We start from the raw sequence: 21,591 nt of genomic DNA, 5'->3' as shown, positions 1-21,591 counted from the left end.
CCCGCGCGGTCAGGAGCGTCGACGCTCCTCGCGCCGGCGTACCAGCTCCTCGACCGCGCTCGGGAGGGTCGTCTCGAAGTCGATCAGCTTCGCCCACGTCGGTCTGACGACGATGCGGACCATGCCGTCGTAGAGCGAGCGGACCTCGGCCTCCCAGACGGTGCGCTGCTCGGAGGTCATCGCGTAGGCGCCGTTCGTCCGGAGGAACTCCTCCGGGATGCCCTCGACGACATCCAGCTCGGCCAGCCCCCGGACGAGCAGGAGTTTCGGCGGGTGCACCTCGGTGTCGATCGTCAGGGCGACCGCCGGGTTGCGGCGCAGGGCCGGCAGCTTCGGCGCGTTCCTCACGGTGCACATGACGATCTCCGCACCGTTCCAGACGAAGCCGATCGGGATCACCCGGGGTGTGCCGTCCTCGGCGACGTAGGCCAGGCGGGTCATGCCGCGGGCCAGGAGTTCCTGGCTGATCGGACGGTTCAGAACGTCGGTCGTCTCGCTCGGCTGCACGGTCGCACCCACCTCCAGCGGTAGTCCACCGGCCTTTCCAGCGTAGGAGGTCCGGGCGGCGGGCGCCTCGCACCGTCGCCGCCACCGGCGGGGGCGCGGCCGGGAACGGTGCACCGGCCCGTCAGGCCTCGGCGGTCCTCGGGCCGACCGCGGCGCGGGCGCAGTTCCTGTCGGCCGTCCTGGTGGCGCGGGTCGCCGGGGTGGCCCGGGGCTTTCCCCGTGCGCGCGGCCGGCGGGGTCCGGCCGGGTCGGGGGCGGGCTCCGGGGCCGGAGGGAGGCCGAGGAGGCGGGTGGCCGTCGCGGTGGTGTCCAGGGCGAAGAGTGCGCATGCCAGCGGGAGGCCGAAGAGGTCGGGGGCCGGTGATGCGCCGTGCGCGGGGCGTTCGGGTTCACCATGCATGGGAGAAGCCTCGCCGGGGTCGGTCGAGGGGTGATGGAGCCGGGCTGCACCCCCCTCACCGCACCCCCTTCACCGCACGCTTCACCGCACATGGTGTGCCGGCTCCCCGTCCGCTGCACCGGACCGGGCGTGCGACCGGGCCGGCGCGCAGGCCCGGAGCGCCCGTCCCGTCCGCGCAGGCCCCCGCCTGCGGTCAGTAGTTGCCCAGTCCGCCGCAGACGTTCAGGGCCTGGGCCGTGATGGACGCGGCGACGTCGCCGGCGAGGTACCCGACGAGGCCGGCGACCTCCTCGGGCGTCGAGTAGCGGCCGAGGGGGATCTTCGCCTCGAATCTCGTCAGCACCTCCTCCTCCGTGGTGCCCCAGTGTGTCGCGTAGCCCTGGCGTACCCGTTCGGCCATCGGCGTCTCCACGTAGCCGGGGCAGACCGCGTTGACGGTGATGCCGGAGCGGGCGAGCTCCTTGCCGAGTGCCTTCGTGAAGCCGATGACGCCGTGCTTCGACGCGGAGTACGGGGCGGCGAGTTCGACGCCCTGCTTGCCGCCCGTGGAGGCGATGCTGACGATGCGGCCGTGGCCGCGCTCCAGCATGCCGCCGCGGGAGAGCACCTCCCGGGTGATCCGGAAGACGCTGTTGAGGTTGGTCTCGATGACGGATTCCCACAGTTCGTCCGGGAGTTCGGCGGTGATCCCGCCGCCGCCGCGCCCCGCGTTGTTGACCAGCACGTGGATGGGGCCGAAGCGTTCCACGGCGGCGGCGACCAGGCGCCGGACGTCGTCCTTCGACGTGACGTCGGCGGCGGTGCCGTCGGCGTCCAGGCCGCGGCCGCGCAGCTTGTCGACGGTGGCGGCGACCGTGTCGGCGTTACGGCCGCACAGGAACACCGCGTGGCCCTGCTCGGCGAGCAACTCGGCGACGGCGAGACCGATGCCGCTCGTACCGCCGGTGACCAGGGCGGCCCGGCGGGCCCCCGCCTTCGCGTTCTCGTCCTGGGCGACTGCTTCTGCCACTGCCATGGTGGGTCCTTTCGGGACGGTTCTCACAGGAGGTCCGGTGCGGTTCGGTGCGTGGCGCGGTGCAGTACGTGCCGCAGGGCGCGCTCGATCTCGGCCGCGGGGTCCGGCCGTGCGCCCGCCGACCGCCACGCCACGAACCGGTCCGGCCGGACCAGGGCGGCCCCGTCGGCACCGATGCCGTACGCGGCGGCGAACACCCCTCCGCTGTCGGCCAGTTCGGTGCCGAGCCCGACGCGGTGCACGTCGACGGCGATCCCGAGGGCGGCCGCGGCCGTGGCGGCGCCGTCCGCCCAGGCCGCGCCGTCCGGACCGGTCAGCAGCACGAACGCACGGCCGAACAGGGCCGTGGTGGAGGTGGCCGCGCCGTCCGGGCGGGTGAGCGGCACGTACGGGGCGTGGGAGCCGGGCCGGCCGGTGGGCCGGGCCGGATCCTCGAACAGCTCCCCCGCGTCGCCAGGTTCGGTCAGGACGGCCCCGCGGGGGATGCGGTGGCCGAACGCGATCACCGGCGGCGGCAGCGGCGCGGCGAGCGAGTCGTCGGCGAGCTCGGGCGAGATGCGCTCCACGAGGTTGGTGAACTGCTGCTCCACCAGGGCCACGGCGTAGGGGCGGCGTTCGGTGTCGTGGCTGTCGAGCAGGGCCTCGCCGGCGGTGCCGTCCAGTACGGCCGCGAGCTTCCAGCCCAGGTGGAGACCGTCCAGGTACGCGGTGTTGCCGCCCATGCCGCCGGTCGGCGGCATGACGTGCGCGGCGTCGCCGACGAGCAGCACCCGGCCCTCGCGGAAGCGTTCGGCGACACCGCAGGAGATCTCCGTCGCGCCGATCTCCTCGATCTTCAGCGCGGTGCCCGGGATGCCGAGGTCGGCGCGGATCTGCGCGGCGACGGTCTCCTCGTCCTTCCACCAGCCGTCCGGGAGTTCGGGCGTGAGGTTGCGGAAGTACCCGTACAGGCCGGGGACCTCGGTGTTGAACAGGACCGCGTGCCCCACGTGCAGGGCGGTGAAGCGGCGGCCGTCCGCGGCGCCGTCCGTGTGCGACAGCGGCTCGGTCAGGTCGGCCTCGAAGAGCACGCGCAGCACCGTGCCGACCGTGCCGCGGCCGTGCACGGGGATGCCGAGGGACTGCCGGACGCCGCTGCGCCAGCCGTCCGCGGCGACGAGGTACTCCGCCCGGACGGTGCGTCGCTCGCCGGTGACCGTGTGCTCGGTGACCGCGGTGACGCCGTCCGGGTCCTGGTCGAGGGAGACCAGGCGGGTGGAGAAGTGCAGGTGCGCGCCGAGTCCGGTCGCCCGGTCGGCGAGCACGGCCTCCACGGTGGACTGGCTGGCGGTGCCCCAGTCCTCCGGCGACACGTGCCGCATGCTCAGCTGGTCGCCGCTCATCAGCGTGCGCAGCACCGGTCCCGCCAAGGTCTCCGCGACGACCAGGTGGAAGTCGCTGCGGTACGCGCGCCCCCGCTCGCGGACGGTCCCGGCGACGCCCGCGACGGCCAGGGCCTCCATCGTGTGCGGGTACTGGCCGGTGGCCTTCACCGCGGTCGACGTGCCCGGGTGGCGTTCGACCACCGAGGCCGCCACGCCGTGCAGGCCGAGGAAGACGGCGGTGCTGAGCCCGCCGGGTCCGGCCCCGACGACCAGGACGGGGACGGTCTCGTCGGGCTCCGGCGTGGAGCCGGGCTCCGGCGACGGCCGGCCGGCCGGGTCGGGCCGGTGCGCTGTCTGTGGCATGGGGCGGGCTCCCTCGGGTTCGGGCTCGGGGCTCGGGCAGGCCGGGTGCTCGGTGCTCGGTGCTCAGGGGAGGAGGACGACGCGGCCCGACTGCGACCGGCTCTCGATGACGCGGTGGGCCTCGGCTGCCTCGGTCAGCGGCAGTGCGGTGTGGACGGCGACGCGCAGGTCGCCGGACGCGACCAGCCGGACCAGTTCGCCGCGGGCCTCGGCGGCCCGCACCGGGTCCGCCTTCGCCCAGGCGTCGAGCGAGGTGCCCACCACGTAGGTGAGGCCGAGGAGTTCGGTCATGGCCACGGTCGCGACCCGGCCGCCGGCGCCGGCGAAGCCGTAGTAGACGAGCCGCCCGTAGGGCTTGAGCAGCCGCAGGCCGTCCTTGAAGACGGCGCCCTCGACGCTGTCGAGCACGACGTCCACGCCCTGGCCGCCGGTGAGTTCGCGGACGGTGTCCGCCCAGTCCGGCTGCCGGTAGTCGACCACGTCGTCGGCGCCGTGCGCGCGGACGAAGTCGGCCTTCGCGGGCGAGCCGACCGTGCCGATGACCCGGCCGGCGCCGCGCAGCTTCGCGAGCTGGGTGACGACGTGCCCGATCGCGCCGGCCGCCGCGTGCACGAGCACCGTCTCGCCCTTGGCGATGCGGGCCGCGTCGAGGACGCTCCACGCGGTCTGGGCGGTCGAGCCGAGCACGGTCGCGGTGGCCGCGTCGAGGTCCTCGGGCACGACGAGGGCGCGCTCGGCGTCGACGACGACGTGGTCCGCGTACGCGGCTGGTACGCCGTACGCCGCGACGCGGTTGCCGGCGGCGGGGCCGTCGGTGTCCGGGCCGAGCGCCTCGACCCGGCCCACCACGTCACCGCCGGGCCGGCCGGGCAGCGGGGAGGGGAACGGCGCGGTGTCGCCCCGCAGTTGTGTCTCGATGAAGTTGACGCCGACGGCTTCGGTGCGCAGCAGCAGCTGTCCGGGACCGGGCGTGGGTGCGGGCACGTCCTCGACGCGCAGGACGTCGGGGGAGCCGTGCTCGTGGTAGCTGATCAGTCGCATGGGGACCTCGCGGTGCGGTGACGGGGAGTGGTTCCGCGGCGCGGTGGCGCGGCGGCGTGCCGGTGCTGCCCGGCGGAGGACGGAGGACGGAGGGCGCGGGCGGCGGGTGCGTACGGTGCCCGGTGCCTGCCGCCGGAGGTGCCGCGCGGTCACATGGAGAGCACGATCCTGCCGTTGACCTCGCGGGAGTACAGGGCGTCGATCGCGCGCTGCGGGTCGGTCCAGGGCGTGAGCAGGCCCGGCGAGGCGGTGAGCTTCCCCGCGACGACCAGGTCGAGGAGGAGGGCGAGGTCGGCCGGTACGTCGCGCCGGGTGACCTCGTCGAGCAGGTACAGGTATTCGATGCGTACGCCGGGCCGGGCGTGGCCCCAGTCGGCGGGGAGCCGCAGCTCGGCCCGGACCGTGTTGCCGAAGACGGTCGCGACGCCGCCGGGCCGCAGGAGTCCGTAGCCGGTGCTGAACACGTCGCCGCCGACGCTGTCGACGAGGATGTCGACCGGTGCGGTGGGCGGCTCGTCGTAGCCGGTGACGACCTGCGCGCCGAGGTCGGCGAGGCCCTTGCCGCGGGCGGCCGAGCCGACCCAGGCGGTCACCTCGCTGCCGCCCGCGCGGGCGAGTTGCACGGCCGTGCGGCCGACGCCGCCGCTCGCGCCGGTGACGAGGGCGTGCTTGCCGAGCAGCCAGCCGGCCCGTCGGAGCGCGTACAGGGCGGTGAGGCCGGCGACGGGGAGCGTGACGGCGTCGGTGTCGGTGACGCCGTCCGGAATGACCGTCAGACGGTCGGCGCGGACCGCGGCGAGTTCGGCCCAGGCGTTGTTCGCCGCCAGACCGGTGACGCGGGCGCCCGCCGCGGGGCCGGTGCCGTCGGAGGCGGGGCGCAGGACCGTTCCGACGACGTCCAGTCCGAGGGGGGAGCCGGCCGGGCGGCGGGCCGCGAGGAGGAGGTCGGCCCTGTTCAGGGCGGTGGCGTGGACCTCCACGAGTACCTCGTCCGGGCGGGGGCGGGGGTCGGGTACGGAGCGCAGCTCCAGGGTGAGCGGGGCCGGTGCGGTGGTGACGAGTGCTTTCACGGTGTCCTCGGGTGCGGGCGGCTGTGGTGGCTTCCCCCAGGTGTAGGCGGTGCCGCTGGATTCCTGGTCCAACATCCATGGGGCGTGCGGCCTTCCGCTGCGGAGGGTGGTCCGGACGCGCGGAACCGGCCCGCCCGGGGGAGGTTCGGGCGGGCCGGTGACCGGAGGGCGCTCAGACGGGGGTGGACTCGGGGACGGCGCTCTCGTCCGTGCCGGCCTGCTGCGGGGGAGCCTCCGCGCGGAAGGAGCCGGGGAGGAGGAGCGCCGCGAGGGCCGCGACCACGCTGAACGCGATGATCACCCAGTACGAGCCGCCGTACGCCGCGGCCGGGTGGCCGTCGGTGCCGTCGAGCCGCGTCTGGAGGACGATGGCGATGACGGCGATGCCCAGGGCGCCGCCGATCTGGTTGACGATGAACAGCGCGCTGGTGGCCCGGGGCGCGCGGGCCTCGCCGACGGCCCGGTACATGAACGCCATGGTGCCGGGTGCGGTCAGGCCGATGCCGTAGCCGGTGAGGGCGAGTGCGACGGACAGCCAGGCCGTGTTCGTGCCCGAGCCGATCTGCGAGAAGGCGAGCGCGCCGGCCGCGGTGACCAGCATGCCGATCGTCGAGGTGAGCCGGGCGGTGACCCTGTCGGCCGTCTTGCCGGAGGTGATGGCGCCGGCCGCGCCCAGGATGCCGGAGGGGATCAGCAGCAGACCGGCGTGCAGGGCCCCGAAGCCGCGGGACTGCTGGTAGTACAGCGGGGTCAGGAGCAGCAGGGAGTTGGCGACGGCGCCGACGAAGAACATCGTGACGACGGCCATCGTGAAGCCGCGGGCGGTGAACATGCGGAGGTCGATGAGCGGTTCGACCCTGGTGCGCAGGGCGTGGACGGCGTACCCGGCGAGCAGCAGTGCGCCGCCCGCGAAGGAGACGATCACCCGGGGGGAGGCGGCGTCGCCGGAGTGCGCGGCGGTGGTGAGGCCGTAGACGAGTGCGGCGAAGCCGGGGGAGAGCAGCAGCAGGCCGAGGACGTCCAGGCGCTTGTCGGGGCGGCCGGCGTACCGGTCGGCGGGCAGGGTGCGCAGGGCGAGGAGTACGGCGACCAGGCCGATGGGCAGGTTGATCAGGAACATCCAGCGCCAGCTGACCGTGTCGACGAGGACGCCGCCGAGGACGGGGCCGAGGATCGGGCCGAGGGTGAGCGGCAGGGAGATCAGGGCCATGGCCTTGGCGACCCGGGAGGGGCCGGCGGTCGTGGCGAGGACGCTCTGGACGACCGGCACGATCATGCCGCCGCCGATGCCCTGGAGCACCCGGAAGGCGATCAGCGACTGGATCGACCAGGCGGAGCCGGACAGGGCCGAGCCGAGGACGAACAGCAGGACGGCGGTGAGCCACATCGTGCGGCCGCCGAAGCGGTCGACGGCCCAGCCCGCGAAGGGCGTGGCGGCGGCGACGGCGAGGAGGTAGCCGGCGGTGACCCACTGGACGGTCGCCAGCGGTGAGTCGAACTGTCCGCCGAGGGTGGTGAGGCCGACGTTGACGATCGTCTCGTCGAGCAGCGCCATCAGCAGGGCGAGCAGCAGGACGGCGGCCATGCGCAGGAACGCCGGGTCGAGGTCGCTGCTCGCCGCGGGGGTGGGCCCCGCCGTCGCCGGACCGGTCTGCGAGGGCGGTGCCGTCGTCTCGGAGGCTGTGAGGGGTTCGGGGGTTCCGCGGGTCATGGGTACCGCCTCGTGTCGGTGGGCAGTCGGGAGCAGGCGCCGACCGGCGTGCTCTTGGTTCTCTCACCGTAGAGGAAGAATGCAGGCGCCTGCATCTACTTCGGACGGATCCGCCCGTGCGCCTTGCCGAATTCCGCCCGCCTGGGGCAGGCTGGAGGTGCGGGCCGTTGAAAGTGTCTGCACAGACATGCATCTCGCATGGAGATGGCTATAGTGGAGGGGGAGCGAACGAAGGGGAGGCGGACATGTCGGCCGATGACCGCGCGGGGCGTTCCGGTGAGTTCGACCTGTGGCGCCGACTGGGGCTCATGGTCGGTCAGCTCAACCAGTCCCTGGAGAGGATGCTCGCGAGCGAGTACCAGATCTCGCTGCCCGAACTGGCGGTGCTGATCGAGCTGCGGCACGGCCACCTGCGCGGCACCCGGGTGCAGGAGCTGTCCACCGCGGTCGGGCTCGACCAGTCGTCCATGAGCCGGCTCGTCACCCGCCTGGAGAACAAGGGCCTCACGACCCGGGTCTCCTGCGAGCACGACCGCCGCGGCGTGTACTGCATGCTGACCCCCGCGGGGGCCGAGCGCGGCGAGCGGGCCGAAGCGCGCTGCCGCGAGGAGCTGACGGGGCTGCTCGACGTCGCCTCGTTCGACGACCGCTGGGCGTCGCTCGTCGCCCGCTTCCGGCACTCCGCCGCCGGCGCCGCCACCCCTTGATCGCGTCACCCCTCCTTCCGGCCCCGACCGAGAAGGAGACCAGCGTGAAGCTGTCCGTCCTGGACCAGTCCATCGTGCCGGAGGGATCGACCCCGGCCACCGCCCTGCACAACTCGCTCGACCTGGCGCGCCGCGCGGACGGCCTCGGCTACCACCGCTACTGGCTCGCCGAGCACCACGCCACACCCTCGTTCGCGGGCCCCGCACCCGAGATCATGGTGGCCAGGGTCGCGGCCGAGACCCGGCGCATCCGCGTCGGTTCGGGCGGGGTGCTGCTGCCCTACTACAGCCCGCTGAAGGTCGCCGAGACCTTCCGGGTGCTCAGCGCGCTCTCGCCCGGCAGGATCGACCTCGGCCTGGGCCGCGGCGTGGGGGCCGGCAGCATCGAGGCGCACGCCCTCTCGTCCGGTCCCTCCGCCGCCGGGGGCGAGGTCGGCTTCACCGGCAAGCTGGCCGAGCTGCTCGCCTTCCTGCACGGCGGCTTCCCCGCCGGGCACCCGTACCGGCCGATCGAGATCATGCCGGCCGCCGGCGCGCCGGAGATATGGCTGCTGGTCGCGAGCCCCGGGAGCGCCGAGGCCGCCGGACGGCTCGGACTGCCCATCTGCATCGCCCACTTCGGCCGCCCGCAGATCACCCGCACCGTCGTCGAGGCCTACCGCGGGGCCTTCGACGCCCGCGGCGGATCCCGGCCGCGCGTCCAGATCGGCATCGGCGTCTACTGCGGGCCCACCGAGGACGAGGCGCAGCGGGTCTTCGCCAGTCAGCGGCTGTTCCGCCTGCGTATGGGCCGCGGGCTGCTCCTGCCGCTGCCGTCCCCGGAGGCGGCACTCGACGGGCTGCGCGGCGAGGTGGAACCGCTGGCCGACGAGGAGGCGGAGTGGCCGAGGTGCGTCGTCGGCGACCCCGACCACGTGCACAAGGTGCTCACGTCGATGACCGAGGAGCTGGAGGCCGACGAGTTCATGGTGCTCTCGACGATCCACGCCCCCCGGGACCGCGTGCGCTCCTACGAACTGCTGGCGCACCGCTTCGGGTTGACGGCGGAGGGCGGCGACGAGGGTGCCGGCGAGGGGGTCGGCCGGACCCCTCCGCCGTGACGCGTGGCCGGCCCGGCCGTGGTCCGGCCGTGGTCCGGCCGCAACACGTCCGCTCCGCGGTGTGACCTGGATCACATGGCGGCGGCCCGTGTGCGGGCGCGTTCTATTGTGTCGCTGAGCACGACTGTGACGCTGGGCACAGTCGATCATGCACACGGCGACCGAACGGGCAGGTGTCCGCTTGAACGAGGAACACGCTCCGACCTACGACTTCCGGATACTCGGGCCCCTCTCCGTCCGCGCAGAGGGGCGGGAACTGCCCGTCTCGTCGCCCAAGCAGCGCGTGCTCCTCGCCTGCCTGCTGCTGCGGGCCGACCAGGTGGTCACGCCCGACGAGCTCATCCGCAGGCTCTGGGACGACCGGCCGCCACGGGACGCCCGCGCCGCGCTGCACGTCCACACCACCCGGCTGCGTGCCCTGATGCGCCGGCAGTCCGAACCCGGCGACCGCTCGGTCATCGAGACCCACCCGGGCGGCTACCGGCTCGCGACGGACCCTGCCGCCCTCGACCTGACCCGCTACCGCAGCGCGGCCGGCGAGGCCCGCGCCGCCCGCGGCAGGGGGCACGCCGAGGCCGAACTCGCCGCCCTCGAACGGGCCTTCACCGAGTGGCGCGGAGACCCCTTCGAGACGGTGCCCTCCGCCTCCCTGCAGACGGAGGTCGCACCGCAGCTCGTCGAGGAGCACCTCACCCTCGTCGAACGGCGCTTCGCCCTGCTGCTCGACCTCGGCGGCAGCGCCGACATCGTCCCGCAGCTGCGCGCCCTCACCGCCGAACACCCCGTACGGGAACGGCTGCGCGAGTACCTGATGCGGGCACTGCAGCGCACCGGACAGGTCGCCGCGGCCCTGGGGGAGTACCGCGACTACTACCGCATGCTCGACCGCGAACTCGGCATGCTGCCGGGACAGGAGCTCCAGGAACTGCACCGGACACTGCTCGCCGGGACGGGCGAACGTCACGGCCGCCGCGACGGCCCGCCCGCCGCCCCTCCCACGGCCGGGACCCACCCGCCCCACCGGCTCACCGGCACCAGGCCCGTCAACCCCGGCGCGCCCTGGGTGGTGCAGCGCCAACTACCGCCGGAGACAACCCATTTCGTCGGCCGGGAAGAGCTGTCGGAGAAGGTCGCCGCCGCGCTCACGCCGAGCCGGCGGGCGGCCGTGCCCCTCGTCAGCCTCATCGGGCCGCCCGGCATCGGCAAGACCGCGCTCGCGCTGCACGTCGCCCACCGGCTCACCACCGCCTACCCCGACGGGCAGTGGTACGTACGCCTCCGCGACGCGCGCGGCGGCAACCGGACCGTGCAGGACGTCATCGCCGAGCTGCTGCACGCCTCCGGCGCCGACGTCTCCGCGCTGCCCGCCGACCGGCACCAGCTCACCGGAGTCCTCCGCAGCCGGCTCGCCGACCGCAGGGTGCTCATCGTCATCGACGACGTCAACGACTGCGCACAGATCCCCGACCTGCTGCCCGGCTCGCCGAGCTGCGCCGTGATCGCCCTGCACCGCGAGTACCGGCCCGACCTCGTCGCCGTCCACGGCGCACGGGGCTTCACCCTCGACCTGCTGTCGCAGCAGGAGAGCGAGGAGGTCCTCACCGCCGTCCTCGGCCGGGCACCGGAGTCGCTCTCCCGGACGGCCGTCGCCGAACTCGTCACCCTGTGCGGCAGACTCCCGCTCGCCCTGCGCATCGCCGCCGGGCATCTCGCCGGACGCCCCTGGCGATCCGTCGAATCCTTCGCGGAGGCGCTGCGCGAGGGCGATCCGCTCGATCTCCTCGCCCTCGGCGACAGCCCCTCCACCGCCGTCCGGGCCGCGTTCGGCGTCGCCTACGAGTCGCTCCCGGCGCTGTCCCGCCGGTTCTTCCGCCAACTCGGCCTCGTCGACGACATGTCCTTCACCGCCCGCACCGCCGCCCGGCTCGCCGACTGCGAACCCCAGGTGGCCGACCAACTCCTCGACAAGCTCGCCGCGGCCCAGCTCGTCGAGGTCGCGTCGCCGGGCATCTACCGCTTCCACAACCTCATCGCCCGGTACGCGGCCGAGCGCGCCGTGAAGGAGGACGGGCCCGCGGACCGGCGGCAGGCCCTCAACCGGCTGTGCGACTGGTACCTGCGCCACACCGACGAGGCCGTGCAGTCCTGCTACCCGGGATTCCTGCGGGTGTTCCAGCCTGGTCCCCACGTGCAGCCGCGCCGGATCGGGCCCACGGCCGCGCAGGACTGGCTGCGCGCGGAACAGTCCAACCTCGTCGCCCTCGTCGTCCGGACCGCCGACGAGGAACTGGAGGAGGTGTGCGTCCACCTCGTGGACATGCTCCGGGGCTACTTCGCCCTCGGACGCCTCCAGGCCGACTGGCTCACCATCGCCCGGGCCGGGCTGCGCGCCGCGATCTCGATCGGCGACCCCGGGGTCGTCGCCGTCATGCGGCTCAGCGTCGGCACCGCCCTGCAGGGCCTCAACCTCCTCCCGGAGTCCGCCCGCGAACTCCGCACCGCGCACCGCACGTTCATCCGCCTCGGCATGCGGGACTTCGAGGCCGTCACCATCAACGCCATCGCGATGAACCAGCTCCAGCAGCCCACCAAGCACATCGACAGCGCCATCACCCTGCTGGAGCGCGGTCTGGGGATCAGCAGGCGACTGGAGCTGCGGCACGTCGAGGCCCGCGGGCTGACCTGCCTCGGCATGGCCCGGCACAGCCAGGGCCGACTGCGCGTGGCGGAGGCGCACTTCGGCCAGGCCGCCGAGATCCTGGACGGGAGCGGCGCCGAGCGCTCCCGCCCCGAGGTCCTGGCCCGCCTCGGCTCCGTCCGGGCCGACCTCGGCGAGTGGGACGCGGCCCTGGCCGACCTCAGCCTCGCCCTGTCCCTCGGCAAGGAGTTCGGGGCCACGCACACCATGGTCCTCGCCTCCTGCGGGCTCGCCCAGGTCCACGCGTGCAACGGCTCCGTCGACCTCGCCTACGAGTACGCGGAGAGCGCGGTCGCCATCGCCCGTGACCACGGCTACACGGCCCTGGAGGCCAACGCCCGCAACATCCTCGGCGGCCTGCACCTCATCCGGGACCGGCCCGCCGACGCACGTGAGGAGTTCGGCCGTGTGCTCGGCATCGCCGAACGCATCGGCCACCCCCAGTCCGAGGCGCACTCCCTCATCGGCCTGGGCCGGCTCGAACTCGCCGACGGGCGTGCCGCCGAGGCGTACGAGCTCGGCATGCGCGCCGCCGCCGTCGCCGACCGGTCCGGTCTGCTGCTGCTCCGCGCCCGGGCCGACGAGCTGTGCCGGCGCTCCGGCCGCGCACCCGGCGCGGCGACGGACGCGTCCGGGACGCCGGGAAGCGTCCGCACGCCGTTCCCGGAGTGTGCGTGAACCGCACACGGACGCCGCGGTCCTCCACGAAGAGGCGCGCAGGCAGGAGGTGACAGGGACGCTCCGCGCCGGGGTGCCCGTGGACCGTTCCGTGCGCGTTTCGTCAACACCGTGTTGCGCCTCGTGAAGATCCCGGCCCGCCGGGGCCGGCGAAAGGAGACGGCCGCTGCGGTGAAAGGCCGTCGCAAGGGCCAGGGCACACCATGGTGCCCGTACCCCAACCGGCCAGTCCTGGAGGCCAGATGTACGCACGGATCCTCGGCCCGCTCACCCTCACCGACGACCTCCGCACCGTCACCCCGCGTGCGCCGAAGCAGCGCCAGCTCCTGTCACTGCTGCTGTTCCACTCCGGGCAGGTCGTCACCGTCGACGAGTGCGTGGACGAGCTCTGGGCGGACTCGCCCCCGCACAGCGCCCACTCCACGCTCCAGACCTACGTGATGCAGCTCCGCAAGATCCTCAGAAGCGCCGCACCGGCCGCCGCCCCCGCGGAGATGAGCCTGGAGACCCGCGACCGCGGCTACCTCCTGGCCGTCGGCGCGGGCCGGCTGGACCTCCACCAGTTCGAGAGGTCCGTCGAGCAGGCGTCCGTGGCCCGGCTCGCCGGCGACCACGTCCGCGAGTCCGAACTGCTGCACCACGCCCTCGCCCTGTGGTCCGGCAAGGCACTGGCCGACGTCACCTGCGGACCGCTGCTGCGCACCCGGCTCAGCGGACTGCGCGAGACCTGGCTCGGCGCCCTGGAACAGCGCATCGACGCCGACCTGCGGATCGGCCGCCACCACCGGCTCATCGGCGAACTCAGCGTGCTCGCACGGCAGTACCCCACCTCGGAGAACCTGCACGCCCAGCTGATGATCGCGCTCTACCGGTCCGGGCGCACCGCCGACGCCCTGGCGGCGTTCGCCCGGCTCCGCCGCACCTTCGGCGACGAACTCGGCCTGGAGCCCTCGGCCCGGATGCGCGCCCTGCACACGGACCTGCTCAACTCCGCGCCCGTGGCCGAGTCCGTGTACCTGCCCGGGCCGGAGAGCACGCCCGTCTCCCTGCGCCCGGCCGGCTGACACCGCACGGCCACGTCGCCGGGCACCGCCACGTCGCCGCACCGCCACGTCGCCGCACCGCCGCACGGCCACGTCGCCGCACGGCCATGTCGCCGCACGGTCATGCCGCCGCACGGTCATGTCGCCGGGTGGAGCCGGACTCCACGCCCGCTCCACCGACCCCGGACAACCTGGCCCGGACCCCGGGCGCCCGACCGGCGCACCCGAACCACAGGAGGAAACCGTGACGCGGACCGCATCGCCGGACACCAGGACCGTGCCGGACTCGGACTACGCGGCCATCATCCAGTTCTACGCCGGGCACGCACAACTGCTGGACGCCGGGCGGGCGGAGGAGTGGGCCGAACAGTTCACCGAGGACGGCACCTTCGCCCAGAACGTCAGGCCCGGGGTCAAGCGCGGCCGGGCCGACATCGCCGCGGGCATGCGCAAGGGCATCGACGCGCTCGCCGCGCGCGGCCTCGTGCGCCGCCACTGGTTCGGCATGGTCGCCGCCGAACCCGACGGGCCCGACACCGTCCGCACCCGCTACTACGCCGTCGTGTTCGAGACCCCGCGCGGCGGTGAACCCCGCCTCTACCTCAGCACGACCGCCCACGACGTCCTCGAACGCCGGGACGGCACCTGGTCCGTGCGCAGCCGCTACATCAGCCACGACGGCGCCGAGACGATCACCGGCATCGAGGCCGTCGACGAGGCCGGCGCATGAGCGGCCTGTTCGACGCGGTCCCGCTGGGCGGCCGCGACCTGCCGAACCGGCTCGTCATGTCGCCGATGGGCCGCGGCCGCACCACCCCCGACGGCACACCACTGGCCGTCATGGCCGAGTACTACGCGCAGCGGGCCGCGGCCGGTCTCGTCATCAGCGAGGCCACGCACCCCAGCCCGATCGCCGTCGGCCACGCCCACAGCGTCCGGCTGCACACCGCCGAACAGGCCCGCGCCTGGGGCGGGATCGTCGACGCCGTCCACCGGGCCGGCGGACGCATCCACCTCCAGATCATGCACGCGGGCCGGATCAGCCACCCCGACCTGCACGGCGAGACACCCGTCGCGCCGTCCGCCGTCCGGCCGGAGGGCACCGCCCGGGTGTTCCACGGCACGCCCGCCTACCCGGTACCGCGGCCCCTGACCGGCGACGACATCGCAGCCACGGTACGGGACTTCGCGCGCTGTGCCCGCACCGCCGCCGACCTCGGCTTCGACGGTGTAGAGATCCACGGCGCCAACGGCTACCTGCTGCACCAGTTCCTGTCGTCGGCGACCAACCTGCGCGACGACGAGTACGGCGGCGACGCCGCGGGCCGCATCCGGTTCCCCGTCGAGGTCGCCCGGGCCGTCGCCGCGGAGATCGGGCCCGAACGCACGGGCATCCGGCTCTCCCCGGGCTTCCAGCTCAACGGCATCTCGGAGCCGGACCGCGCCGAGGTCTACCCCGCCCTGCTCGACCGGCTCGACGAACTCGGCATCGGCCACGTGCACTTCGTCGCCGGCAGCGACCCCGACCTCGTGCGCGGACTGAGCCGGCAGTGGCGGCGCACCGTCATCGTGAACCCCGGGACGGGTCCGCTCGACACCGACACCACGCTCGCCGCCGCCGACAGGGCCCTCGCCGACGGTGCGGACCTGCTCTCCTTCGGCCGGCAGTTCCTCGCCAACCCCGACCTGCCCGAACGGCTGCGCACGCGCGCCCCGCTCAACTCCTGGAACCCGCGGTTCTTCTACGAGGGAGGCGCCCAGGGCTACACCGACTACCCGGTCCTCGCCGTGAGCACGGCAGGGGCCGTCGACTGACCGGCGGCCCGCCCCGGGCGGGCCGCCCCGACCGCCCGCACACCACCACACCGGAGGAGCCACCATGGCCGTCGTGTTCGTCAACAAGCTCACCCTGATCGGCAGCGCCGAGGAGTTCGAGAACCTCTACGAGGCCGTCGGGGCCTTCATGGAGACCCAGCCCGGCCTCATCCGCTACTCACTCGTACGGTCCTCCAAGGACGCCGCGGTCTACTTCAACATCGCCGAGTGGGACGACGAGGAGACCTTCCGGACGGCCCTCGCGGAGCCGGAGTTCCGCCGCCGGCTCGACGCACTCACCGGACTCATCAAGGGCGAGCCGCACCTGAGCGTGCCGGTGCGGGAGGGCCGGGCCGCCCAGGTCTGAAGCCGGTCCGGCCCGGGCCGGACCGGCACCGCCGGGGGCGGGGCGGCGCAGCCGAGCGCACGGCACGCTCCGCTGCACCGCCCCGGGACGGTGCACCCTCAGCGCACCCCGCCGTCCACGTGCAGCACCTGCCCGTTGACGTAGGAACTCTCCGGCGAGGCCAGGAACAGCACCGCCCCGGCCACCTCGTCGCCCGTGCCCGGCCGCCCGGAGGCGAGCGAGGGGGCGAGCTTCGGCCACAGCGCCTCGTTGCCGATGAGGGCCCGGCCCATGCCGGAGTCGATGTAGCCGGGGGCCACACAGTTCACGGTGACCCCGTCCGCGGCCAGCTCCAGCGCGGCGACGGCGGTGAACGCCTCGACGGCCGCCTTCGACGCGCAGTACGCCGCGGCTCCCGCCATCGCACGCGAACCCAGTAGGGAGGACATGGTGATGACACGGCCGCCCGGTGTCCGCCGCACGTACGGCAGGGCCGCCCGCACGGTGTGGAACACGCCGTGCAGGTTCGTGTCGACGACCTCGCCCCAGTGCTCGACGGACAGTGCGGCGATCGGGCCCGGACGGCTCACGCCGGCGTTCGCGACCACGATGTGCGGGCCCCCGTACCGCTCGTGGACGGTGCGCATCAGCTCCGCCACCGAGTCGGGCGCCGTCACGTCCGCCTTCAGCGCGACCAGGCCCCCGCCCGGATCGTCCGGGACCTCCCGGGCCGCCACGACGACGGTGGCGCCGGCGCCGGCGAGCGCGAGCGCGACGTCCCGGCCGAGCCCCCGGGTGCCCCCGGTCACCACGGCGGTCCTTCCTCGCAGTCCCATCTTTCCTCCACAGCATCGGGTTCCGGACTCCGTCGAGACTGCCGGTCACGGCTCGCGGCCCGCCGGAGCAGCGCTGGAGACCCGCCCGGCGGCGGCACGGCGCCGCCGGACCGCCACCACCGTGCCGCCGCCCCGCGGACCGCGCCGGCGGTCAGGCCGCGCAGTGCAGGGGGCGTCCGCCGTTGAAGACGACCATCTCGCGCATCGCCGGCGCCGACTCGATGCGCGCGCCCGGCACTCCGCCCGCCGCCTCGTGGAACGCGCGGTGGAGGTTGCCGACCAGGCGTTCGCGGTCGAGCAGCGCCGCGAAGACGCCCTCGTCGGCGCGCAGGGCCGTCCGGAGCGGGTCCAGCCCGTCCGCGAGGCCCCGCTCGGCGAGAGCCGCCGTCCAGCGCAGGTACTCCTCGGTGGACGCGATCAACTCGGGCCCGCCGACCGGGCCGTGCCCGCCGACGACGACCAGCGGATCCAGCGCGCGCAGCCGCGCGAGCGCGGCGAGGGATCCGGCCAGGGAGCCCATCAGCACGAAGGGCGCGGCACCGGAGAACACCAGGTCGCCCGCGAACAGCACCCGCTGCTCGGGCAGCCAGACCGCCAGGTCGTCCGAGGTGTGCGCGACGCCGGGGTGGATCAGCTCCGCGACCGTGCCGCCGAGGTTCAGCGTGGCACCCCCGCGCACGGTCAGGGCGGGCAGCACGGTCGGGGTGTCGCCCCAGTCGACGTGCGGCCACATCGACTGCAGGGCCGTGCCTTTGCGCACCAGCTCGGCGGGGCCTGCCTCATGGCTGATCAGCAGCGTGCCGCGGCCGGTGAACACGTGGTTGCCGAAGGTGTGGTCGCCGTGGTGGTGGGTGCTCACCAGGATCCGGCGCCGACCGCCGGCCAGCCCGTCCACGGCCCGGCGCAGCGCCAGCGCCCGCTTCTCGGTGGCCGCCGTGTCGACGACGAGCACCGCCTCCTCACCGACCACGATCCCCGCGTTGTTCACGCACCACCCGCCGGGCTCCTGCACGTACGCGTGCACCCCGTCGGCGACCGTCACCGGTGTCCCTGCCATGGCGTCCCTCCAGCTCTCCCGCGCGGCCGCTGCCGCGTGCCCGCCCATTGGGCCGACACCTGCTGGAGCCCGGCTGGAGCAACTGCGGAAACCACCCCCGGACCGAAACCCGGGACCGAACCCCGGACCAGGCACGGCCGAGGCAACGAGAGGATCCACGATGGAGTTCGGCGTGTTCGGCGGGCTGTCCGTCGAGGACAGCGACGGCCCCCACCTGCCCACGGCGCCCAAGCAGCGCCAACTGCTGGGGCTGCTGCTGCTCCACGCCAACCAGGTCATGCCCGTCCGCACGCACGTGACCGAGATCTGGGGCGGGCACCCGCCGCCCAGCGCGGCCACCACCCTGCAGACGTACGTCATGCAGTTGCGCCGGCTGCTCGCCTCGATGCCCTCCGTCGGCTCCCGCGCGGCCGCCCACGACCGGCTCAGGACGACCGGGCAGGGCTACCTCGTCGTCGTACGGCCCGACGAGCTCGACCTGCTGCGGTTCGAGCGGTTCGTCGAACAGGCCGACCGGGCCGCGGGCGACGACGCCGCGGTCGCCCGACTGTTGCGTGCCGCGCTGGCCCTGTGGGACCGGCCCGTCCTCGCCGACGTGCGCACCGGGCCGGTGCTCCAGGCCGCCATCACCCACTGGGAGCAGCGCCGGCTCCAGGTCCACGAGACGTACCTCGACGCGCAGCTCCGGCTCGGACGGCACCGCGAGGTCCTCGCCGAGCTGGCGGTCCTCACCCGCCGCCACCCCGTCCACGAACCCCTGCACGCCCGCTACATGATCGCGCTCCACCGGACCGGCCGGATCGGCGACGCCCTCGGCGTCGCGTCCCGGCTCGGCGACCGGCTCGCCCGTGACCTGGGCGTCGCGCCCGGGCCCGCGATCGGCCGGCTGACGGCCGCGATCCGCCACGGGGGTGCCGTCACCGCCGCCTCCGCCCCACCCCGTCCGTCCGTCCTTCCGTCCGCACCCGGCCCGCGCCGGGCGTGAGGAGACCCCCGTGCCCGTACCCCTGCAACGCGACCCCGACGTGACCCGCGCCGCCCTCACCCGGTGGCTCGCCGCCCGCTCCGACGGGACCGGCGCCGTCGAACTCGGACCCGTCACCGTGCCCGAGGGCGCCGGGTTCTCCGGCGAGATCCTGCTGTTCGACGCCGAGTGGACCGAGGCGGGCAACCGCACGAGGCAGGCGCTCGCCGTCCGTGTCGCCCCGACCGGACACCGGGTCTTCCCCGAGGAGACCTGGGCCGCCCAGGTACGCCTGCTGAAACTGCTCGGCCACACCGGGCTGCCCGTACCGAAGGTGCTCGGGGACGAGCCGTCCGCCGACCACCTGGGCGCCCCGTTCCTCGTCATGGAGCGCATCGACGGGCGCGTCCCGGCCGACCTGCCGTCCTACCACCGGCAGGGCTGGCTCGCCGACCTGCCGCCCGCGGACCGCGCGGACGTGTGGAACGGCGGCGTGGACGCACTCGCCGCCGTGCACCGCCTCGACCCGAAGGAGACCGGCGCCGACTTCCTCGACCGGCCCGAATTCGGCCCCACCGGCTCGGCGCAGCTGCTCGGCCACCTCACGCACCACCTCGGGTTCTACGGGGTGGCCCCCGACAACACCGCCGCGGCCGCCGCACTCGACTGGCTGCGCGCCCACGTGCCCGACGACCGGGGCCCGGCCTCCCTGCTGTGGGGCGACGCCCGGCTCGGCAACATCGTCTACGCGGGTGTGCGGCCCGCCGCGCTGCTCGACTGGGAGACGGCCGCGCTGGGGCCCGCCGAGGCCGACCTCGCCTGGTACCTCCACATGGACCGGCACCTGAGCGAGGGCATCGGCGCGCCCCGGCTCGCCGGGCTGCCCGACAGGGCCGCGACCGTGGCCCGCTGGGAGGAGCGCACCGGGCGGACCGCCGAGAACCTGCCGTACCACGAGGTGTTCGCCGCTTACCGGTTCTGCGTCGTCACCGCGCGGGTGGCCCGGCTGCTCGACGAGAGCGGGATCCTCCCGCCCGGCACCGACTTCCCCCTGCACCGCAACGCGACGGCGCTGCTCGCGACGGTGCTCGCGGAGGCGTCGGGTGCGACGCGCCTCCAGCCGGCTTCCAGGAACCGTGGACCCGCACTCCAGCGCCCGGGGACAGCCTTGGCGACCGAGGGAGGAACAAACGACCATGGCGATCGATGACGAACTCTTCCGCGCGGTGTTCGGCGCGCACCCGGCCGGGGTCTGCCTGGTCACCGCAGCCGGCCCCGAGGGCCGGCCGAGCGGCCTGACGACCAGTGCGGTCATCCCCGCATCCATGGAGCCGCCGCTGCTCATCGTGGGCGTGGGCACCGGGTCACGGACCCTGCCGGCCATCCGGCACTCGGGCGGCTTCGCGGTGAACTTCCTGGCCGAGCACACCGAATGGCTCTCGCAGCGGTTCGCCGACAAGAGCGAGGACAAGTTCACCGACCTCGACTGGCAGGCCTCGGAGCACGCCGGCGGCGCTCCGCTGCTGCCCGCGCACCACCTCAGCGCGGTCGCCGAGTGCGTCGTGCACCAGGAGGTGCCGGCGGGGGACCACATCGTGTTCCTCGGCCGGATCGAGAGCGCGACCCTCCACGGCCGCGCACCGATGCTCTACCACAACCGCGCGTACGTCCACCTGCCCGTGCCCGCCCTGTCCGGAACCGCGACGGCCGACTGACCGGCGCGGTCCGGCGGACCGCCGCGGCGTCCCGGGCCTGCCGGACCGGCGCGGGCGGCGCACTCCGGCCGGCCATCACACCGAGGGACAACCATGAAGTTCGGCATCAACCTCTTCCCCACCGTGGGCCCCGCGGAGAAGTCCGCCGGACAGCACTTCGAGGAGTCGCTGCGGCTGGCCGAGCTCGCCGACGAACTCGGCTTCCATCACGTGAAGACCGTCGAGCACTACTTCCACGAGTACGGCGGCTACAGCCCCGACCCGGTGACCTTCCTCGCGGCCGCCGCGGCCCGCACCAGCCGTGTCCGCCTGGTCACCGGCGCCGTGCTGCCCGCGTTCACGCACCCGCTGAAGCTCGCCGGCAAGCTCGCCATGCTCGACAACATCTCGCAGGGCCGCCTCGACGTCGGCTTCGGACGGGCCTTCCTGCCCGACGAGTTCACCGCGTTCGAGGTCTCCATGGACGAGAGCCGGGCCCGTTTCGACGAAGGCGTCGAGGCCGTCCGCCTGCTCTGGGCGGAGGAGGACGTGGTGTGGAAGGGCACCTTCCACCGCTTCGGCCCGGTCACCATGCTCCCGCGCACCTGGCAGCGCCCCCACCCGCGGATCCTCGTGGCCACCGCGAAGACGCCCGCGTCCGCGGAGGCCGCGGGCCGGGCGGGGTACGGCGTGATGCTCGTACCGTCCATCAACCCGCGCGAACAGGTGCAGCAGGTGCTCGCCCTGTACCGCGACGCGGCCGCCTCGGTCGGCTTCGAACCCACCGAGGAGGACGTCCACATGAGCTACAGCGCCTACCTCGCCGAGGACGGGCCGACGGCCCGGACGAACGGCAGGCAGGCGTCCGACCGGGCCAACCGGGCCCTCGCCTCCGCGGTGTCCGCCTGGAGCGGCACCCGCAGCGCCGACTACCCCGGCTACGAGCGGATCGTGGAGAAGGCGGGCCGGGGCGACTTCGACCGTGCCGTCGCCGAACGCAAGGCGCTCGTCGGCACCCCCGAGGAGGTCCGGGCGGCGATCGACGAGATCCGCGGCTGGTTCGGCGACTTCACCATCAGCCTCCAGGTGATCTCCGGTGCCATGCCGTTCGACGAAGCGGCCCGCACGATGCGGCTGTTCGCCGAGCACGTCCTGCCGCACTACGCACCGAACGACTGAGAA

At 74.2% G+C, this 21,591-nt stretch carries 20 protein-coding genes; 11 read left to right on the top strand and 9 right to left on the bottom strand.

The window, feature by feature from the left end; all coding sequences use genetic code 11:
• Positions 1-9: 9 nt before the first annotated feature.
• The 7 genes from OG335_RS06940 to OG335_RS06910 all read right to left on the bottom strand — a co-directional run bounded on the left by OG335_RS06940 (position 10) and on the right by OG335_RS06910 (position 7,471).
• Complete coding sequence (locus tag OG335_RS06940; protein WP_405010130.1) at positions 10-507, bottom strand: pyridoxamine 5'-phosphate oxidase family protein; 498 nt, start codon at positions 505-507, stop codon at positions 10-12.
• 121 nt (positions 508-628) lie between these two features.
• Positions 629-907, bottom strand: a complete 279-nt coding sequence (locus tag OG335_RS06935) for a hypothetical protein (protein WP_405010129.1) — start codon at positions 905-907, stop codon at positions 629-631.
• Positions 908-1,100: 193 nt separating this feature from the next.
• Positions 1,101-1,922 (bottom strand): 3-oxoacyl-ACP reductase FabG, encoded by an 822-nt coding sequence (gene fabG / locus OG335_RS06930; RefSeq protein WP_405010128.1) that lies wholly within the window; start codon positions 1,920-1,922, stop codon positions 1,101-1,103.
• Positions 1,923-1,945: 23 nt separating this feature from the next.
• Positions 1,946-3,649: an FAD-dependent monooxygenase gene (locus OG335_RS06925; RefSeq protein ID WP_405010127.1), complete on the bottom strand. Its 1,704-nt coding sequence runs from the start codon at positions 3,647-3,649 to the stop codon at positions 1,946-1,948.
• Positions 3,650-3,712: 63 nt separating this feature from the next.
• Positions 3,713-4,690: a zinc-binding alcohol dehydrogenase family protein gene (locus OG335_RS06920; RefSeq protein ID WP_405010126.1), complete on the bottom strand. Its 978-nt coding sequence runs from the start codon at positions 4,688-4,690 to the stop codon at positions 3,713-3,715.
• Between the two features lie 149 nt (positions 4,691-4,839).
• Positions 4,840-5,835, bottom strand: coding sequence for a zinc-binding dehydrogenase (locus OG335_RS06915; protein WP_405010125.1), 996 nt, complete (start codon positions 5,833-5,835; stop codon positions 4,840-4,842).
• Positions 5,836-5,932: 97 nt separating this feature from the next.
• Positions 5,933-7,471 carry an MDR family MFS transporter gene (locus OG335_RS06910; protein WP_405010124.1) on the bottom strand — a complete coding sequence of 513 codons (1,539 nt, stop codon included), beginning with the start codon at positions 7,469-7,471 and terminating at the stop codon, positions 5,933-5,935.
• A 245-nt stretch (positions 7,472-7,716) separates the two neighbouring features.
• Between OG335_RS06910 and OG335_RS06905 the strand changes: the two genes are divergently transcribed.
• The 7 genes from OG335_RS06905 to OG335_RS06875 all read left to right on the top strand — a co-directional run bounded on the left by OG335_RS06905 (position 7,717) and on the right by OG335_RS06875 (position 15,879).
• The gene (locus OG335_RS06905) at positions 7,717-8,178 is read left to right on the top strand and encodes a MarR family winged helix-turn-helix transcriptional regulator (RefSeq protein ID WP_405010123.1); all 462 of its coding nucleotides are present in this window, start codon (positions 7,717-7,719) and stop codon (positions 8,176-8,178) included.
• A 44-nt stretch (positions 8,179-8,222) separates the two neighbouring features.
• The gene (locus OG335_RS06900) at positions 8,223-9,278 is read left to right on the top strand and encodes an LLM class flavin-dependent oxidoreductase (protein ID WP_405010122.1); all 1,056 of its coding nucleotides are present in this window, start codon (positions 8,223-8,225) and stop codon (positions 9,276-9,278) included.
• A 181-nt stretch (positions 9,279-9,459) separates the two neighbouring features.
• Positions 9,460-12,654 carry an AfsR/SARP family transcriptional regulator gene (locus OG335_RS06895; protein ID WP_405010121.1) on the top strand — a complete coding sequence of 1,065 codons (3,195 nt, stop codon included), beginning with the start codon at positions 9,460-9,462 and terminating at the stop codon, positions 12,652-12,654.
• A gap of 242 nt (positions 12,655-12,896) precedes the next feature.
• The gene (locus OG335_RS06890) at positions 12,897-13,718 is read left to right on the top strand and encodes a BTAD domain-containing putative transcriptional regulator (protein ID WP_405010120.1); all 822 of its coding nucleotides are present in this window, start codon (positions 12,897-12,899) and stop codon (positions 13,716-13,718) included.
• A 223-nt stretch (positions 13,719-13,941) separates the two neighbouring features.
• Positions 13,942-14,427, top strand: a complete 486-nt coding sequence (locus OG335_RS06885) for a nuclear transport factor 2 family protein (protein WP_405010119.1) — start codon at positions 13,942-13,944, stop codon at positions 14,425-14,427.
• Positions 14,424-15,512 (top strand): alkene reductase, encoded by a 1,089-nt coding sequence (locus tag OG335_RS06880; protein WP_405010118.1) that lies wholly within the window; start codon positions 14,424-14,426, stop codon positions 15,510-15,512. Before OG335_RS06885 ends, OG335_RS06880 begins: the two co-directional genes overlap by 4 nt.
• Before the next feature lie 64 nt (positions 15,513-15,576).
• Positions 15,577-15,879, top strand: a complete 303-nt coding sequence (locus tag OG335_RS06875) for an antibiotic biosynthesis monooxygenase family protein (protein ID WP_405010117.1) — start codon at positions 15,577-15,579, stop codon at positions 15,877-15,879.
• A 98-nt stretch (positions 15,880-15,977) separates the two neighbouring features.
• Here OG335_RS06875 and OG335_RS06870 read toward each other — a convergent pair whose 3' ends face one another.
• Both OG335_RS06870 and OG335_RS06865 read right to left on the bottom strand, forming a co-directional pair.
• Positions 15,978-16,667, bottom strand: a complete 690-nt coding sequence (locus OG335_RS06870; RefSeq protein ID WP_405010116.1) for an SDR family NAD(P)-dependent oxidoreductase — start codon at positions 16,665-16,667, stop codon at positions 15,978-15,980.
• 178 nt (positions 16,668-16,845) lie between these two features.
• Positions 16,846-17,751, bottom strand: a complete 906-nt coding sequence (locus OG335_RS06865; protein WP_405010115.1) for an MBL fold metallo-hydrolase — start codon at positions 17,749-17,751, stop codon at positions 16,846-16,848.
• A gap of 160 nt (positions 17,752-17,911) precedes the next feature.
• Between OG335_RS06865 and OG335_RS06860 the strand changes: the two genes are divergently transcribed.
• The 4 genes from OG335_RS06860 to OG335_RS06845 all read left to right on the top strand — a co-directional run bounded on the left by OG335_RS06860 (position 17,912) and on the right by OG335_RS06845 (position 21,588).
• On the top strand, positions 17,912-18,736 hold the full coding sequence (locus OG335_RS06860; protein WP_405010114.1) for a BTAD domain-containing putative transcriptional regulator: 825 nt from the start codon (positions 17,912-17,914) through the stop codon (positions 18,734-18,736).
• Between the two features lie 10 nt (positions 18,737-18,746).
• Positions 18,747-19,925, top strand: coding sequence for a phosphotransferase family protein (locus tag OG335_RS06855; protein ID WP_405010113.1), 1,179 nt, complete (start codon positions 18,747-18,749; stop codon positions 19,923-19,925).
• The gene (locus OG335_RS06850; protein ID WP_405010112.1) at positions 19,912-20,430 is read left to right on the top strand and encodes a flavin reductase family protein; all 519 of its coding nucleotides are present in this window, start codon (positions 19,912-19,914) and stop codon (positions 20,428-20,430) included. Before OG335_RS06855 ends, OG335_RS06850 begins: the two co-directional genes overlap by 14 nt.
• Positions 20,431-20,523: 93 nt before the next feature.
• Positions 20,524-21,588, top strand: a complete 1,065-nt coding sequence (locus OG335_RS06845; RefSeq protein WP_405010111.1) for an LLM class flavin-dependent oxidoreductase — start codon at positions 20,524-20,526, stop codon at positions 21,586-21,588.
• Positions 21,589-21,591 lie beyond the last annotated feature (3 nt).

It is taken from the genome of Kitasatospora sp. NBC_01539 (assembly GCF_045040525.1).
GTDB lineage: Bacteria > Actinomycetota > Actinomycetes > Streptomycetales > Streptomycetaceae > Kitasatospora.
Note: the sequence above shows the minus strand (reverse complement) of the source record. Positions and strands in the feature narration are given on the sequence as shown.

What these genes read in the sequence shown, in the direction of transcription:
- OG335_RS06935 (WP_405010129.1), bottom strand. Translation starts at nt 907, where the DNA reads ATGCATGGTGAACCCGAACGCCCCGCGCACGGCGCATCACCGGCCCCC.
- fabG (WP_405010128.1), bottom strand. Translation starts at nt 1,922, where the DNA reads ATGGCAGTGGCAGAAGCAGTCGCCCAGGACGAGAACGCGAAGGCGGGG.
- OG335_RS06925 (WP_405010127.1), bottom strand. Translation starts at nt 3,649, where the DNA reads ATGCCACAGACAGCGCACCGGCCCGACCCGGCCGGCCGGCCGTCGCCG.
- OG335_RS06920 (WP_405010126.1), bottom strand. Translation starts at nt 4,690, where the DNA reads ATGCGACTGATCAGCTACCACGAGCACGGCTCCCCCGACGTCCTGCGC.
- OG335_RS06915 (WP_405010125.1), bottom strand. Translation starts at nt 5,835, where the DNA reads ATGTTGGACCAGGAATCCAGCGGCACCGCCTACACCTGGGGGAAGCCA.
- OG335_RS06910 (WP_405010124.1), bottom strand. Translation starts at nt 7,471, where the DNA reads ATGACCCGCGGAACCCCCGAACCCCTCACAGCCTCCGAGACGACGGCA.
- OG335_RS06905 (WP_405010123.1), top strand. Translation starts at nt 7,717, where the DNA reads ATGTCGGCCGATGACCGCGCGGGGCGTTCCGGTGAGTTCGACCTGTGG.
- OG335_RS06890 (WP_405010120.1), top strand. Translation starts at nt 12,897, where the DNA reads ATGTACGCACGGATCCTCGGCCCGCTCACCCTCACCGACGACCTCCGC.
- OG335_RS06880 (WP_405010118.1), top strand. Translation starts at nt 14,424, where the DNA reads ATGAGCGGCCTGTTCGACGCGGTCCCGCTGGGCGGCCGCGACCTGCCG.
- OG335_RS06875 (WP_405010117.1), top strand. Translation starts at nt 15,577, where the DNA reads ATGGCCGTCGTGTTCGTCAACAAGCTCACCCTGATCGGCAGCGCCGAG.
- OG335_RS06865 (WP_405010115.1), bottom strand. Translation starts at nt 17,751, where the DNA reads ATGGCAGGGACACCGGTGACGGTCGCCGACGGGGTGCACGCGTACGTG.
- OG335_RS06860 (WP_405010114.1), top strand. Translation starts at nt 17,912, where the DNA reads ATGGAGTTCGGCGTGTTCGGCGGGCTGTCCGTCGAGGACAGCGACGGC.
- OG335_RS06850 (WP_405010112.1), top strand. Translation starts at nt 19,912, where the DNA reads ATGGCGATCGATGACGAACTCTTCCGCGCGGTGTTCGGCGCGCACCCG.
- OG335_RS06845 (WP_405010111.1), top strand. Translation starts at nt 20,524, where the DNA reads ATGAAGTTCGGCATCAACCTCTTCCCCACCGTGGGCCCCGCGGAGAAG.